This is a genomic window from Kitasatospora sp. NPDC015121 (genome assembly GCF_055562955.1).
This window is the reverse complement of sequence record NZ_JBVHEH010000023.1, coordinates 22,393-37,543: the sequence shown is the minus strand read 5'-3', so window position 1 is coordinate 37,543 and position 15,151 is coordinate 22,393. Positions and strand designations below refer to the sequence as shown.

14 protein-coding genes are annotated in these 15,151 nt (G+C 74.6%); 4 read left to right on the top strand and 10 right to left on the bottom strand.

Going from position 1 to position 15,151, the window contains the following annotated elements:
* Window positions 1-34: 34 nt before the first annotated feature.
* The 8 genes from ACZ3J7_RS29585 to ACZ3J7_RS29550 form a co-directional block, all read right to left on the bottom strand.
* Window positions 35-1,036: a VOC family protein gene (locus ACZ3J7_RS29585; RefSeq protein WP_465626338.1), complete on the bottom strand. Its 1,002-nt coding sequence runs from the start codon at window positions 1,034-1,036 to the stop codon at window positions 35-37.
* A complete protein-coding gene (locus tag ACZ3J7_RS29580) occupies window positions 1,033-2,301 on the bottom strand; it encodes a beta-ketoacyl-[acyl-carrier-protein] synthase family protein (protein ID WP_465626336.1) in 1,269 nt (422 codons plus the stop codon). Before ACZ3J7_RS29580 ends, ACZ3J7_RS29585 begins: the two co-directional genes overlap by 4 nt.
* Window positions 2,298-3,977, bottom strand: coding sequence for a class I adenylate-forming enzyme family protein (locus tag ACZ3J7_RS29575; protein ID WP_465626334.1), 1,680 nt, complete (start codon window positions 3,975-3,977; stop codon window positions 2,298-2,300). The genes ACZ3J7_RS29580 and ACZ3J7_RS29575 overlap by 4 nt, the downstream gene beginning before the upstream one ends.
* Before the next feature lie 83 nt (window positions 3,978-4,060).
* Window positions 4,061-4,681: a beta-ketoacyl synthase chain length factor gene (locus ACZ3J7_RS29570; protein WP_465626332.1), complete on the bottom strand. Its 621-nt coding sequence runs from the start codon at window positions 4,679-4,681 to the stop codon at window positions 4,061-4,063.
* Window positions 4,682-4,923: 242 nt separating this feature from the next.
* Window positions 4,924-6,042: a beta-ketoacyl synthase N-terminal-like domain-containing protein gene (locus ACZ3J7_RS29565; RefSeq protein ID WP_465626330.1), complete on the bottom strand. Its 1,119-nt coding sequence runs from the start codon at window positions 6,040-6,042 to the stop codon at window positions 4,924-4,926.
* Window positions 6,039-6,329: an acyl carrier protein gene (locus tag ACZ3J7_RS29560; protein ID WP_465626328.1), complete on the bottom strand. Its 291-nt coding sequence runs from the start codon at window positions 6,327-6,329 to the stop codon at window positions 6,039-6,041. The genes ACZ3J7_RS29565 and ACZ3J7_RS29560 overlap by 4 nt, the downstream gene beginning before the upstream one ends.
* Complete coding sequence (locus ACZ3J7_RS29555; RefSeq protein WP_465626326.1) at window positions 6,329-6,595, bottom strand: acyl carrier protein; 267 nt, start codon at window positions 6,593-6,595, stop codon at window positions 6,329-6,331. The genes ACZ3J7_RS29560 and ACZ3J7_RS29555 overlap by 1 nt, the downstream gene beginning before the upstream one ends.
* 572 nt (window positions 6,596-7,167) lie before the next feature.
* Window positions 7,168-8,577 (bottom strand): class I adenylate-forming enzyme family protein, encoded by a 1,410-nt coding sequence (locus ACZ3J7_RS29550; protein ID WP_465626324.1) that lies wholly within the window; start codon window positions 8,575-8,577, stop codon window positions 7,168-7,170.
* Window positions 8,578-8,765: 188 nt separating this feature from the next.
* Here ACZ3J7_RS29550 and ACZ3J7_RS29545 point away from each other — a divergent pair, with 188 nt between their 5' ends.
* The 4 genes from ACZ3J7_RS29545 (at window position 8,766) to ACZ3J7_RS29530 (ending at window position 13,242) form a co-directional block, all read left to right on the top strand.
* The gene (locus ACZ3J7_RS29545; RefSeq protein ID WP_465626322.1) at window positions 8,766-9,872 is read left to right on the top strand and encodes an alpha-hydroxy acid oxidase; all 1,107 of its coding nucleotides are present in this window, start codon (window positions 8,766-8,768) and stop codon (window positions 9,870-9,872) included.
* Window positions 9,873-9,950: 78 nt separating this feature from the next.
* Window positions 9,951-10,931, top strand: a complete 981-nt coding sequence (locus ACZ3J7_RS29540) for a class I SAM-dependent methyltransferase (protein ID WP_465626320.1) — start codon at window positions 9,951-9,953, stop codon at window positions 10,929-10,931.
* Window positions 10,931-11,938 (top strand): alpha/beta hydrolase, encoded by a 1,008-nt coding sequence (locus ACZ3J7_RS29535; RefSeq protein WP_465626318.1) that lies wholly within the window; start codon window positions 10,931-10,933, stop codon window positions 11,936-11,938. Before ACZ3J7_RS29540 ends, ACZ3J7_RS29535 begins: the two co-directional genes overlap by 1 nt.
* A complete protein-coding gene (locus ACZ3J7_RS29530) occupies window positions 11,935-13,242 on the top strand; it encodes an aminotransferase-like domain-containing protein (protein ID WP_465626316.1) in 1,308 nt (435 codons plus the stop codon). Before ACZ3J7_RS29535 ends, ACZ3J7_RS29530 begins: the two co-directional genes overlap by 4 nt.
* A gap of 69 nt (window positions 13,243-13,311) precedes the next feature.
* Here the strand turns inward: ACZ3J7_RS29530 and ACZ3J7_RS29525 are convergent, their stop codons facing one another.
* Together ACZ3J7_RS29525 and ACZ3J7_RS29520 are read right to left on the bottom strand one after the other, a co-directional pair.
* On the bottom strand, window positions 13,312-14,076 hold the full coding sequence (locus tag ACZ3J7_RS29525; RefSeq protein ID WP_465626314.1) for an ABC transporter permease: 765 nt from the start codon (window positions 14,074-14,076) through the stop codon (window positions 13,312-13,314).
* Between the two features lie 45 nt (window positions 14,077-14,121).
* A complete protein-coding gene (locus tag ACZ3J7_RS29520; RefSeq protein ID WP_465626491.1) occupies window positions 14,122-15,075 on the bottom strand; it encodes an ATP-binding cassette domain-containing protein in 954 nt (317 codons plus the stop codon).
* Window positions 15,076-15,151: the final 76 nt, after the last annotated feature.

Genomic DNA, 15,151 nt, shown 5'->3' with positions numbered 1-15,151 from the left:
CGTCCGGGCCCGGTCCTCCGGCCTGCTCGTCCGGTCAGCTGTCCGCGGTGGCGCGCTCGCGCTCCACCGCCTCGTACAGGGCCTTGATGTTGGCGGTGCCGAAGGTGCCGGCGCCGCGCCGCTCCACCAGCTCCAGGAAGAAGGTCCGGCGCGGGTGGGTGGAGCGGGCGAAGATCTGGAACAGCTCGCCGCCGTGGTCCCGGTCCACCAGCACGTTGGTGTCCCGCAGTTCGGGCACCGGGATGGCCGTCGGGCCCAGCCGCGACTCCAGTGCCTCGTAGTACGCGCCCGGCGTGCTCAGGAACGCCACCCCGCGCCCGCCCAGCTCCCGTACCGTCGCGGTGATCGACGCCGTCGCGTACGCCAGGTGCTGGACGCCCGCGCCGCCGTGCGCCTCCAGGAAGCCGTCGATCTGGCCGGACGCCCGCGAGGTGTCCGGCTCCAGCAGGGTGAAGGTGATGGTCCCGCACGGGCTCTGCACCACCCGGGAGTCCATCGCCTGGTCGCCGACCTCCACGTACTCCCGGAAGATCTCCCGGAAGCCCAGCCCGCGCACCGCCCAGTCCACCGAGGGCGCCAACTGCCCGCCCGGCACGACGATCGCCACGTGGTCCAGCGACAGCAGCGCGCCCTCGCCCGGCAGTTCACCGCCCGGCAGCAGATCGTCCGAGTCGACGAACCGCAGCGCCAGATCGCCGAAACCGGAGACCGTGCCCGCCCCGTCCAGGCAGCCGCCGCCCGCGTTCAGCGCCCGCTCGGCCGCCGCGGCCGCCGCCACCGCGTCGGTGTGCCGCAGCGCGATCACCGCGACGCCGTCGCCGTGCCGCCGCACCCACGCCGCGACCTGGTGCTCGGTCTCCACCGCCGAGGTCAGCAGCACCCGGATCGAACCCTGGTGCGCCACCACCTGGTTGGTCCCCGGCGCCACCCGGGCCGGCTCACTCAGCGTGAAGCCCCAGTCGTCGCGCAGCTGGGCGGCGTACTTGTGGGCGTCCTCCACGTACAGTTCGGTGTACGCGATGCCGGGCACGGTCATGAGTCCCCTCCGAGGTGCTTGGCCGTGATGCTCGGCGGCCCGAACAGCAGGCTCAGGTTGTGGCCGCCGAACGCGATCGAGTTGGACAGGGCGTGGCGCACGACACTGTGCTCGGCCGCGCCGCGGACGTGCCGCAACGCGCAGTCACCGTCCGGCTGTTCGAGGTTGAGAGTGGGCGGGAGCAGGCCCTCGGCGACGGCCAGCGCCGACACCGCCGCCTCCACCGCCCCCGAGGCGCCCAGCAGGTGGCCGGTCGCGCCCTTGGTCGAGCTCACCCACGGGTCGTGGTCGCCGAACACCTCGCGCAGCGCCGCGGCCTCCGCCCGGTCGCCCAACTTGGTGCCGGTGCCGTGGGCGTTGACGTAGTCGACGGCCGTCGGCGACAGGCCCGCCGAGCGCAGCGCGGCCCGCATCGCGGAGATCGCGCCCGCGCCGTCCGGACGCGGCATGGTCGGATGGTGGGCGTCGCTGGCCGCCCCCCAACCGGCCAGCGCGGCATAGGCATTGGCGCCTCGGGCGGCCGCGTGCTCGGCGCTCTCCAGGACCAGGACGGCGCTGCCCTCGCCCAGGACGAAGCCGTTGCGGCGGGCGTCGAACGGCCGGGACGCCTGCGTCGGATCGTCCCAGCCGGCGGCCAGGGCGCGGGAGTTGTCGAAGGCGGCGGCGATCGTCGGGTGTAGCGGGGCCTCCGCGCCGCCGCACACCACCACGTCCGCCTCGCCGCCGCGGATCAGCCGCAGGCCCTCGGCGATCGCCTGCGCGCCGGCCGCGCAGGCCGTGATCACGGCCGAACTGTAGCCGCGGATGCCGTGCTTGATGGCGACCCGGGCGGTCGCCATGTTCGACAGCATGCCCGGCAGCAGGTACGGGCTGACGGCGGCCCGGCCGCGTTCGCGCCGCCCGGCGGCCTGCTGCTCGTAGCTCTCCAGCCCGCCGCCGCCGGTGCCCAGCACCACCGCGACCCGTTCCGGATCGGCGTCCTGCCCGACCGTCAGCTTCGCGTCGGTGAGGGCGTCCTCGGTGGCGGCCAGGGCGAGCAGCAGGTAGCGGTCGGCGACCCGGACCTCGGTCGGCGGCAGCACCTCGGTGGCCGGGACGTGCGGGGCGACGCCCGCGACCCGCAGCCAGCCCGCCGCCGGGTGGTCCTCGGCCGGCGCGACCAGCCCGGAGCGGCCGGCCGCGAGGGCGCGGAACGCCTCGGGCACGGCCCGGCCCAGCGGCGTCACCCAGCCGATGCCGGTGACCTGCGCGGAGATGGTGTTCACTCGCCCTCGGCTCCGGTACCGGCTGCGGTTCCGACTGCGGCTCCGGCGGTCGCGGTCGCGGCTGCGGTGTTCTCGGCCAGGTGGCGCTGGCGCAGCAGCACCTTGCGGACCTTGCCGGTCGGGCCGAGCGGGATCCGGCCGTCCGGGACGGGCAGCACGGAGCGGACCACGGCGGCGACGTGCGGCTCCAGCGCGGCGAGCACCTCGGCGGTGCGGTCGGCGTCCTGGTCGGCGGCCGGGTCGAGCTGCAGCAGCACGTCGGCGATGGTCCGTTCGCCGTCACGGAAGGCGACCACGGTGCAGTCGTGCACGTCCGGGCAGGCGGCCAGCACGCGCTCCTCGCTGGCGGCGGTGTGCAGGCGCCGGCCGTCGCCGAGGTCGACGGTGTCGACGGCGCGGTCCACGTGGTAGTAGTAGCCGTCCTCGTCGCGGTACATCAGGTCGCCGGTGAGGAAGTAGTCGCGCACCCGGGTGCGGTGGGTGGTGACCGAGTCGTTCCAGTAGCCGGGTGACAGGGTGGGCGAGCGGGTGCCCAACTCGCCGACCTCGCCCGGGCCGAGCTCGTTGCCGTCCGGGTCGAGGACCGCGCAGTCGACGAAGGCGTGCGGGCGGCCCACGCAGCGGCCGTAGCGGTCGGAGTCGACGGTGTGGCTGATGTGGAAGTGCGAGTGGCCCATCTCGGACGAGCCGAGGCCGTCGATGAACACCGAACCGGCGGTGCGCACCCGACCCTGGCGGGTGGCGGTCTCCCGCGAGCCCTGGGCGACCAGGCGGCGGATGTGCGCCTCGTGCGCGCAGTCGCCGGTGTTCCACCACAGGCCGACCGAGGACAGGTCGCGGGAGGACAGGTCGCGCCGGGCCAGGTCGGCCCAGGTGGTGGCGAAGCCGTACACGCCCTGCGGCTGCCAGTGCTCGATGGCGTCCAGCACGGCCGGGCCCGACTGCTGCGAGATCAGGTGCAGTTGGGCGTCGAAGCTGAGTGCCAGGTTGACCGCGATCAGCGTCGCGGCGTGCGCGGCCGGCAGCGCGCTGAGCACCCGGTCGATGCCCTGCGGACGGGGCAGCAGCAGGCGGTGCCGGATCGCCGCGTACAGGCTGGCGTGCGAGTGCAGCACCGCCTTCGGCAGGCCGGTGGTGCCCGAGGAGTGGGTGATCGCCACCGGGTCGGTCGGCCAGTGCCGGTACGGGGCGGGCGCCGACTCCGGGTCGCCGTCCGCGAGTTCGGCGGTGTCGGCGAGGATCGGGGCCCCGAAGTCGACGTCCGCCAGGGCCTTGGCGTGCGCGGCGTCGGCGAGCAGCCCGACCGCGTTCAACCGGCGCAGGTAGCGGGCCGAAGTGTCCGCGTCCAGCGCCGGGTTGAGCAGGGCCGGGATAGCGCCGAGGCGGCTCAGGGCCAGGAAGGACAGCACCTGGTCGGCGGCGGCGGACGCCTGGACGGCGACCGGGTCGCGCCGGCGCACCCCCAGCGCGTGCAGGGAGGCGGCCCTGGCCCGTACCGCGACGTCGAGTTGACGGAGCGTCAGCGCCTCGTTCGCCGGATGGGAGTCGACGGGGGTGTCGAAGGTCAGGGTCGGCGAGTCCAGGCCGAGGCCCTGCTCGACCCGGGTGGTCAGGACGTTGCCCGCGCCGACGGAACTGTCCGCGGACAGCGTGGCGCGAAGGGTTCGGAGGCTCATCGTTCCCGTTCTTGTCGTGGCGTGGTGCGGGAGGCGGGGCCCTCGGGGGCCCTCGGGGGTCGGGTGCCGGGGGCGCCGAACGCTCAGGGGGCGAGCAGGACGGCGGTGGCGTGGTCGGGCGGGCCCTGGACGGCGGTGATCGCGAGCACCTGCTCGGCGTCCCCGTCCTCGATCAACAGGGCTGCCCGGTCGTGCAGTTCGCGTTCGTCCTCGAAGCCGGGGCCGAGCGCGACGACCGGGCCGTCCAGCTGCCAGCGGGCGGCGAGGTGACCGAGGACGGCGTTCGGGTTGGACTGGAAGAACAGCAGCGGCGCCGCCCGCTGCCCGGCGGCGGTGGCCCGGGCGAGCGCGTCCGCGGTACCGGTGTCGCCGGTCGGGCTGACCAGCAGCAGCGCGGTGCGCGGCGCCCCGGCGGCCGGCGGCGACCCGTAGCGGGCGCGCAGGCAGCGCTCGGCGGTCTCGGCCACCAGCGGACTGAACGCGGACTCCACGAACCCCGCGATGGCGGGCAGTTCGTCCGCCGGCCGGTCCGGCCACCGGGCGGCGGCCAGCACCCGCAGCGGCCCCGCGAGCAGCCGGGGCACCGCGACGGACCCCGGCGGCGGGGACGGAAGGGGCGACGGGGGCGACGGGGGCGCGGCGGGTGCGGGTACGGGCGCGGAGGCCTTGGCGGTCTGGGCGGTCGGAGCGGTCGGGGCGGTCATGCGGGAGCCACCAGGAGGACGGGCCGGGGACGGCCGGACGGGAGCGGGAACGGTGGTGCGCGGGCCTCAGCAGGGGAGGCGGCCGAGGCGGTGCACGGCGGGCGGGGCGGTGGCCGGTCCGGGGCGTGGAGCGAGCGGCGCTCCCGGGGTCCGCGGTGACGGGGGTGCCGGCGGTGCCGGCGGCGACGGTGCTGACGGCGGCGACAGTGGCGGGTCGGTGGCGGGAGGGGTGGGCGAAGAGGTCATGCGGAGGCCACCAGGAGTGCGGTGTCGGCGCCGCCGAACGCGGCGTTCACGGTCAGGGCGAGGGCCGGAGCCGGGGCGGCCGGTCGGGGGCGGTCGAGGACCAGGTCGAGCGGGCAGCCCGGGTCGAGAGCCTGCCAGCCGGCGTTCACGGGGAGCGAGCCGACCTGCAACACGCCGACGGTGACGGCCAGTTCGAGCAGGGCCGAGGCCTCCAGGGCGTGGCCGTGCACGGACTTGGTGGAGCTGACCGGCGGGGTGCCGTCCGGGAAGACCGTGCGCAGGGCGGCGGCCTCGGCGAGGTCGCCGAGCTTGGAGCCCGCGCCGTTGGCGTTGACGTAGCCGACCGCGGTCGGCTCGACGCCGGCCCGGGCCAGCGCCCCGTGCACCGCCCGGGCCAGACCGGTGCCGTCCGGGTGCGGTCGGCAGACGTGGTGGGCGTCCCCGGTCCGCGCCCAGCCGGCGATCCTGGCGAGTGGCCGGCCGCCGCGCCGACGCAGGGCCGGCTCGGACTCCAGGACCACCGCCACCACCGCGTCCCCGAGCAGCATCCCCTGCCGTCCCAGGCTGAACGGCCGGACGGCGCCGTCCCCGGCCAGTGCCCGGCCGGCGTCGAACACCGCGAAGGTGTCCGGCTCGACCAGGTACCCGGCCGCGACCAGCACCCGCTCGCGGCGGCCGGAGGCGATCAGCGCGGCGGCGTCGGCGACCGCGGTGGACGCCGCGACGCACGCGCCGGTGTACACCCGGGGCCGCAGGCCGGTGCGCTCGGCGACCTCGGCGGCGACCGGTCCGGCCCGCCGGTCGCCGTGCAGGGCGAGCAGCAACTCCTCGCCCTGGGAGGGGAGTTCGGTGTCGACCGGACCGGAGAGCGCGCCCGACTCGGCGAGTACCGCCACCAGCTGGTCGGCCAGCCGGGGCGAGCCCGGCCCGGTGGCGGCCCGGTCGGTGCGTTGCGCGGAGGTGCCGAAGCGCTCCACCCGGGTGAACGCGGGCCGCCCGGCGAGCACCCCGTCGGTCAGCGCCGCGAGCCCCGCGCCGAACGCCGACCGCACGCCGATCCCGCCGACCAGGACGGCGCGCCGCGGCGGACCGTTCCGGAGCGCGGTCGCAGTCATGACGCGGCGGATCCCGCGGCCGCTTCCGGGGCGGTTCCCGGATCCGTCGCGGCGGCGATCTGCGCGCCGAGCGCGGCGACCGCGTCGTCCACCGTGCGGATGGCGTCGAGGCGCTCGTCGTCCAGGTCGATCTGCACGCCGTAGGCGCTCTCGGCCTCGGCGATCAGCCAGGTCAGCTCCAGCGAGCCCAGGTGCTCGTCGACCTGCTCGGGGGAGCGGTCGCCGTACCGGGCGAGCATGGCCAGCGCCTCGGACCGGTCGAAGCGCACGTCAGCGGAGGCGCTCATCAGGCGGTGCCCACCGAGGTCTTGGCGATCCGGGCGGCCACCTCGGCGCTGAACTCGTCGATGGTCATCAGCGCGGTGGACTCCATGTCGTCCAGCTCGAAGCGGATGCCGAACTCCTCCTCGACCTGCACCGCGAGGTCCGCCAGCGCCAGCGACTCCAGGTCGAGGCCGGCCGGGCCGAGGTCGGTCTCCGAGGTGACCTGCGAGACGTCGTAGTTCATCGACGCCAGCGTGGTGAGGATGAACGAGCGGATCTGTTCCTGCATGAGCTGACTCTTTCCGGGGCGTCGGGATACGGATGACGAGACACGAATGTCGGCGCATCGGTGGTGGAACATCGGTGTGGGGACATGGATGTCGAGGCATCGATGTCACGACACGGGTGTTGTGGCATGGGTGTTGCGACACGGATGTCGGCGCATCGATGTCGGAACATCGATGACCCGACATCGATGACGGCGCATCGGTGCTGGGGCACGGGTGTCAGGGCGGCCGCCGAGGGGGCGGGACCGGGACGTCGGTGTGGGGACATGGGTGCCGAGGCATCGATGTCACGACACGGGTGTTGGGACATGGATGTCACGACACGGATGCCGAAGCATTGATGTCGAAGCATTGATGTCGGGACATCGATGTCGACACATCGGTGAGGGGTCACCGATGACGGCGCATCGATGCCGTAGCACCGATGCCCACGGCAGCAGCGTCACAGCGCAGACGGGTCGGTTCCGGGCGGGACGTGCGGACGGACGTGCGGACGGTGTCTGGAGCCGGCCGCCGGTCCGGGCGCACCGCACCGGAAGGGGCGGGCGGGGGAACGGGGTGGGGCGGGGGTGGATCAGCGGGGGGTGTCGGTGACCTGTCGGCGCAGGGCGGTGACGTCCCGCAGCAGCTTCCCGGTGGCGGTCCGGGGGAGCTGCGGCATCAGGTGCAGTCGGCGGGGGAGCTTGTAGCCCGCCAGTTCCCTGCCGAGCAGTTCGCGCAGCTGCTCGGCAGCGCCGCCCCGTTCGGACGGCGAGGAGGTGACGCCGTCGGCGGTCGCGGCGTAAGCCTCGATCGCGCCGTCGGCGAACAGCACCACGGCCTCGACCACACCGGGGAGTCCGGTGAGGGCCTGTTCGACCTCGTTCAGGTCGACCTTGAGGCCGCCGATGGAAATCTGTGAGTCGCGTCGGCCGAGCACGGTGACCAGGCCGGTGGCGGCCTCGATCCGTGCGGCGTCGCGGGTGTGCAGCAGGCCGTCCGACCAGCGGGTGGGGTCGGTCGGGCCCAGGTACGGGGACTCCGCCCGGGCGATGTGCAGTTCGCCGCCGGAGACGGTGAGCTCCATGCCGTGGACGGGTGCCACCGCCGGGTGGGTGCGCCCGGTCAGGTCGGTCGCGATGACGCCGGTCTCGGTCATCCCGTACATGGTGCCCAGCGGTACCCCGAAGCGTTCGCGGAACGCCGCGGGCAGCTGCGGGCGGACGAGTTCGCCGGCCACGATCATCCGCCGCAGCTGCGGCAGTTCGGGCGGCGCCGCGGCCGCGGCCAGCAGCTCGGCGTGGAACGGTACCCCGATCACGGTGGTCGGGGCGGTGCCCTCGGCAATGGTGGCCAGGATGCCCGCGGGGGTCATCCGCTGCGGCACCACCAGCTCCACGCCCGCGTGCAGGGCGTGCAGGAGTCCGCCGACCAGGCCGAGCACGTGCACCGTCGAGGACAGCAGCACGGTCCGCTCGCCGCGGGTCGGGAACTCCGGCAGCCGTGCGTAGCAGCCGAGTTCGCGGAGCAGGTCGGCGGCCGTCCGGGCGATCACCTTGGACGGGCCGGTCGACCCCGAACTGAGCTGTACCAGGGCATGCTCGGAGGCGGCCGCCACGCCGTCCGGGAGCGACCTGAACGTCGGTCGTCCGTCGGCGAGTTCGACCAGCACCCGGGGATGCAGCCGGTCCACCGCCCGGTCCACCTCGACGGTGGTCAGCCGGTGGTCGAGCAGGACCGCCTGGGCGCCGGAGCGCCAGGCGGCCAACAGCACCGCGACGAACTCCGCCGACGGCGGCATCCGCAATGCCACCGTCCCGCGTTCGCCGAGGCCGGCGGCGGCCAACTGCCGCTGCCGTTCGGCCACCAGGGCCCGCAAGGTCCCTCTGGCCACCGGGGCGCCGAAGCGCAGGCACGGTTCGCCGTCCGGTCCGGCGAGTAACTGCTCGTCCACCCAGTCCGCGGCGACCGTGCCGCCGCGCACCGGGGTTGGGGTAAGCGTCAACGCAACTCCACGCGCTCGTGTGGGAAGCAAGGTTCGGAAGTTGTGATGCTTCAGTGTGGATCCCCCGTCGGTGCCGACCTTTGCACGGGAGCGCATCAAGGGTCAAGGTCTATACCAGTGGCGGGCTGCCCCCTACGCTGTCCATCGTTTTCGCACGAGTTGACGGCTCATCAGGAGGTTCGGACGCGATGGTTCCGCTCACACTGGCGGAGCACGGCGCACTGGCCAAGGCCCGACTGCCCGCTGTGATCTGGGACTTCTTCGACGGAGCGGCCGGGGACGAGTGGACCGCCCGGGCCAACGCGGACGCCTGGCGCCGGTACGTGCTGCGCCCGCGCGTCCTGGTCGACGTCTCCGCCCCCGACACCGGCACCGAGCTGTTCGGCGCCCGGCTGGCCGCCCCGTACGGCGTCGCCCCGATGGCGTACCACGGCCTGGCCCACCCCGACGCGGAGTGCGCCACCGCCCGGGCCGCCGCCGGGGCGGGCGCGCTGCTGGTGGTGAGCATCTTCGCCGGCTGCACGCTGGAGCGGATCGCCGCCGCCGCGCCCGGCGCGCCGCGCTGGCTCCAGCTGTACTGGCTGCGCGACCGCGAGGCGCTCGCCGGGCTGGTCCGCCGCGCCGAGCAGGCCGACTACCGGGCGCTGGTGCTCACCGTCGACGCGCCCAAGGTCGGCCGCCGGCTCCGCGACCTGCGCAACGCCTTCGCGCTGCCGCCCGGCATGACCGCCGCCAACCTGGTCGCCCGGCTCAGCGACGAGGCCGGCCGGTCCGCGCCCGGCCGCTCCGGCATCGAGGAGCACTCCCGGCGGCAGTTCGACCCGACGATCACCTGGTCCGACCTGGCCTGGCTGCGGGAGCACACCGCGCTGCCGCTGGTGCTCAAGGGCGTGCTCACCGCCGAGGACGCGAAGCTCGCCGTCGAGCACGGCGTGGACGGCCTGGTCGTCTCCAACCACGGCGGCCGCCAGCTCGACGGCACCCCGCCCGCGCTGGACGCCCTGGTCGAGGTGGTGGACGCCGTCCCCGTCGGGTACCCCGTGCTGGTCGACGGCGGCCTGCGGCACGGCGCCGACCTCGCCAAGGCGCTGGCGCTCGGCGCCCGCGCCGCACTGGTCGGCCGACCCGTGCTGTGGGGCCTGGCGCACGGCGGCGCGGACGGCGCCCGGGCGGTGCTCGACCTGCTGCGCGAGGAGCTGCTCGACACCATGGTGCTGGCCGGCCGGCCCACCCTCGCGGACCTCGACCGCGGCGCGCTCGCGCCCTGGCCGCCGGCCCCGCGGACGTACCGCTGAGTGCGCTCCGCTCTCCTTATATATAGGGGACGTGACGGAGCACCGACAAAGCAAGTGGAAGAGAACGGAAGAAGCCCCGTGACGCACACCGCAATCCCCACCGGAACACCCGGCGCCGACCCCGCCGGAGAGGCCGCCGCCGGCCCCGGCGCGCCCGGCACCGAGCCCGCCGTGAAAGTTTCCGTGAACCTTTCCCCGGAGTCGGCCGCAGGACCCCCTGAAGCTCTCGCCGCCCCCGCGGAAGCCCCCGCCGCCGACCCCGTCGCCGCGCTGTTCGCCGACTGGGACTGGGAGGACCCCGACGGCCTCGCCGCCCGCACCGACGCGTTCACCGAGGACCTCGCCCGATGCGTCACGATCGAGCAGGTCAGCCCTGAAGTACCGCGTACGCACCAGGAGTTCCAGCAGCTCGGCGTCACCGGCATCGAGTTCGCCGCGTTCCGCACCCGCCACCCGCAGGGCCTCGGCACCGACCTGGTCGGCCTGCACAACGGCACCGACGCCACCCGTCCCGGCCCGGTCTACCGGATCGACGGCAGCAGCCTGTACACCAGCCTGGACATCACCGAACCGCTCCCGTTCGCCGACCACAGCGTGGACTGGGTGTACGCCGAGCACCTGATCGAGCACGTCCCGCTCGGCACCGCCGTGTACTGGCTGGCCGAGGTGCGCCGGGTGCTGCGCCCCGGCGGGCTGCTCCGAATCACCACCCCGGACCTGGCCGCGTACATCACCGGCTACCTCGACGACCGCGAGCAGTTCTTCCGCCGCCACCGCCGCCGCCTGCGCACCATGCGGGTCGGACCGCCGATGCCGGAGCGGCGCGCCTTCATGCTGAACCAGATCTTCTACCACTTCGGCCACCGCTGGATCTACGACGAGGCCGAGCTGCGGTACGTCCTGGACAGCGCGGGGTACGGTGGATTCGCCGTCACCCGACGGGAGTTCCAGACCGGCGCCCGACCGGACGTCGCCGCCCTCGACACCGCCTTCCGCAAGGACGAGTCGATCTACCTGGAGGCCGTCGCCCCCGACGCCGCCCCCGGAGGACCGCGCTGATGCCGCTGCACCCCCAGGCCGAGGCGATGCGCGCCCGCCGCGTCGCCGCGGGCACCCCGCCGCTGTACACCCGCACCCTCGCCGAGGCCCGCGCCGCCGACCTCGCCGACCTGCGGGCCGCCACCGGGAGCGGCGAAGAGGTCCACCACGTCGCCGAGTTCATCATCGACGGCCCCGGCGGCCCGCTCACCCTGCGCCACTACCTGCCGAAACCCCGCCCCGCGGACGCCGAGCCCGGCCCCGCGCTGCTCTACCTGTACGGCGGCGGCTGGGCGCTCGGCTCGCTGGAGACCGGCGACCCGATCTGCCGCGCGCTGGCCAACGCCACCGGCGAGGACGTCCTCGCCGTCGGCTACCGGCACGCCCCCGAGCACCGGTTCCCCGCCGCCGTCCACGACTGCTGGGCCGCCCTGGACTGGATCACCCGCCACGCCGCCGAGTCGGGCCTCGACCCGGACCGGATCGCGGTCGGCGGCGACAGCGCGGGCGGCAACCTGGCCGCCGCCCTCACCCTGCTCGCCCGCGAACGCGGCGGCCCGGCGATCCGGCACCAGCTGCTGGTCTACCCCAACACCGACCACCGGGTCCCGGCGGCGGACGACACCGGACAGGACGGCGGGCAGGACGACACCGGGCAGGACGGCGACGAGGCGGATCCGGCGTTGTTCAATCGGCACTCGGTGGCCTGGTACTGGTCGCACTACCTCGCCGACCCCGCCGACGCCGCGAACCCGCTGGTCTCCCCGCTGCGCGCCCCCTCGCTGGCCGGCCTGCCGCCCGCGACCGTGATCACCGCCGAGTACGACCCGCTGTGCGCGGAGGGCGAGGAGTACGCCGAGGCCCTGCGCGCCGCCGGCGTGCCCGTCGAACTGCGCCGCTACGAGGGCATGCCGCACGGCTTCTTCGCGATGCCCGCCGTGCTCGACGACGGCCGCGCGGCCCAACTCTTCGCCGCCGAACGCCTGGTGGCCGCCTACCAGCGGACCCCGGCGGAGGCGGTCCGGTGACCCGGGTGCTGCACCTCGCCGACCTGCACGGATCGCTGGCCGACCCGCTGCTGGACGCGATGACCTTCCTCAACGAGGTCACCGGCCGCTACCCGGACGCGGTCTCCTTCGCCCCCGGCCGCCCGTACGAGGAGTTCTTCGACCCGGCGGAGATCCACACCCACCTGGAGACCTACCTGCGCCACCTGCGCGAGGAGCGCGGCCTGAGCGAGAGCCGGGTCCGCCAGGAGGTGTTCCAGTACGGGCGGACCAAGGGCCTGATCGCCCCGCTGATCGCCCGGGCGCTGGCCGCCGACGAGGGCATCGAGGCCGATCCCGAGGCGCTGGTGGTCACCGTCGGCGCCCAGGAGGGCATGCTGCTGGTGCTGCGCGCGCTGTGCGCCGGCCCGGACGACGTGCTGCTGGTCTCCGCGCCCTGCTACGTCGGCGTGACCGGCGCGGCCCGGCTGCTCGACCTGACGGTGCACCCCGTGCCGGAGGCCGGGCGCGACGGCGGCCTCGACCCCGAGGCGCTGCGCGCGGCCGTCCGCGAGCTGCGCGCCGCCGGGAAGCGCCCCCGCGCCTGCTACGTCGTCCCCGACTTCGCCAACCCGAGCGGCGCCAGCATGGACGAGCCGTCCCGCCGCCGGCTGCTGGAGGTGGCCGAGGAGGGCGGCGTCCTGCTGATCGAGGACAACCCGTACGGCTTCTTCGGCCGCACCGACTCCCCCCGCCCCACCCTCCGGGCGCTGGACGGGGACCGGGGCAACGTGGTCTACCTCGGCTCGTTCGCCAAGACCTGCTTCCCCGGCGCCCGGGTCGGCTACCTGCTCGCCGACCAGCAGGTGGCCGGGCCGGACGGCCGGCGGGCGCTGCTCGCCGACGAGCTCGCCAAGCTCAAGAGCATGACCACGGTGAACACGTCGGCGCTCAGCCAGGCCGTCATCGGCGGCATGCTGATCAGCGCCGGACTGCGCCTGCGGGACGCCAACGAGCCCGCCAGGCGCTTCTACGCCCGCAACATGGAGACCCTGCTGGAAGCGCTGGAGGCGGCCTTCCGGGGCGTTCCGGGCGTCTCCTGGAACCACCCCGACGGCGGCTACTTCGCCGTCGTCACGGTGCCGTTCCGGGCCGACGCCCGCGCCCTGGACGACTGCGCCCGCAAGTACGGCGTGCTGTGGACGCCGATGGACGGCTTCCATCCCGGGGGCGGCGGCGAGCACCAACTGCGGCTCTCCTGCTCGTATCTGACGCCAGAACAGATCAATGATGGGGTGCGGAGGTTGGCGGACTTCGTCAAGGAGCGGGTGCCGGAAGGCGGCTGAGCGCAGCACCGAGCGGGGCCCGGCGCAGGAGTGCCGGGCCCCGCTCGGTGCTGCGCGCCCACCGGCCCGTCAGCGGATCCGCTGGGCGAACAGCCGGGCCGACCAGGCCACCGCGACGGCCATCAGCAGGGCGGTCAGCAGCAGGCCGCGCCACACCTCGGGGGCGTCCAGGTGGCCGGCGAACAGGGCGCGCATGCCCTCCACGGCCCAGTAGCAGGGGTTCCAGGACGCGGCGGTGCGCAGCCAGGCCGGGGCCAGCGCGATCGGCAGCAGGGTGCCGGAGATCAGTGCCAGCGGCTGCGCGATGGTGTTGAGGACCGGGCCGAGCGCGGCGTCGGTGGGCACCAGCAGGGCCAGGCCGTAGGAGACCGAGGAGGCCATCAGTGCCATCAGCCCCAGCATGGCCATCGCCAGCAGCAGGTCGGTCAGGCCCACGGTCAGACCGAACGGGATGGCCAGCACGGCGATCAGCGCCGACTGGATGAGCAGCGCGGTGGTCTCCCGCAGCGCCCGGCCGAGCAGCAGCGCGACCCGGCTGACCGGGGTCACCCGGGAGCGCTCGATGACGCCGGTGTGCAGTTCGCCGAGCAGCGTGAAGCCGGTGAACAGGCCGCCCATCAGGGCCAGCGCGGACAGCAGGCCCGGCACGTAGATCCGGTAGGCGTCGGCGGTGCTGTGCGCGCCGGACGCGGCCAGCGCCGAGGTCAGCAGCGGGGCGAACAGCAGCAGGTAGCACAGGGGTTGGAGCAGTCCGACGGCGATCCACACGGGGGAGCGGGCCATCAGGAGCAGTTGGCGCTGGTAGACCAGCCAGGTGTCGCGGGCGAGCTTCACGGGGACCTCGGGGCTTCGGTGCCGGAAAAAAGGGGGGCAGCGGGATCAGCCGCTGTGGACCAGCGCGCGGCCGGTCAGGGCCAGGAACACGTCATCCAGGCTGGGGCGTTGCAGCTGGACGTGCTCCGGTTCGATGCCGGCGGCGGCCAGGGTGCGCAGCAGCTGCGGGATCGCGGTGGCCGCGGAGTCCACGTGCAGGCGCAGCCCGTCCTCGCCGGGCAGCGCCTCCAGGCGCTGGACGCAAGGGAGTTCGGCCAGGGCGCGCTCGGCGCCGGTGGTGGTCGCGGCGTCCGGCAGGCCGATGGTGACGGAGTCGCCGGCGATCTTCTGCTTGAGCTCCTCGGGGGTGCCCTCGGTGACGATGCCGCCGTTGTCGACGATGCCGATCCGGTCGCACAGGGCGTCGGCCTCGTCCAGGTAGTGGGTGGTCAGCAGTACCGTCATGCCCTGCTCGCGCAGGCGGCGCACCTCGGACCAGACCTGGGAGCGGCTGCGCGGGTCGAGCCCGACGGTGGGTTCGTCCAGGAACAGCACCCGGGGGCGGTGGACGACGCCGAGCGCGAGGTCGAGGCGGCGGCGCTGGCCGCCCGAGTACGTCTTGCAGACCCGGTCGCCGAACTCGGTGAGGTCGAACGCGGCCAGGCCCTGTTCGGCGCGCCGGACGGCCTCCGCCTTGCGGACGCCGTACATCCGGGCCTGCAGGACGAGCTCCTCGCGGGCGGTGGCCTGGTCGGTGGTGCCGCCGCCCTGGGCGACGTAGCCGATCCGGCGGCGGACCTCGCCGGGCTCGGCGCGCAGGTCGGCGCCGGCCACGGTGGCCGCGCCGCCGTCGGGGACGAGCAGGGTGGCGAGCATGCGCAGCGTGGTGGTCTTGCCGGCGCCGTTCGGGCCGAGGAGGCCGTAGATCTCGCCCTCCGCGACGTTCAGGTCGATGCCGCGCACCGCGTCGACGGCGGCGCCGCGGCGGGGCTGGAAGGACTTGCGCAGCCCCTTGGTCACGATCAACCCGGACTCCTGTGGTCGGTTGGTGCGGATGGGGAAGGAAGGGAGGGAGGAAGGGGGAGAAGAGGGGGTG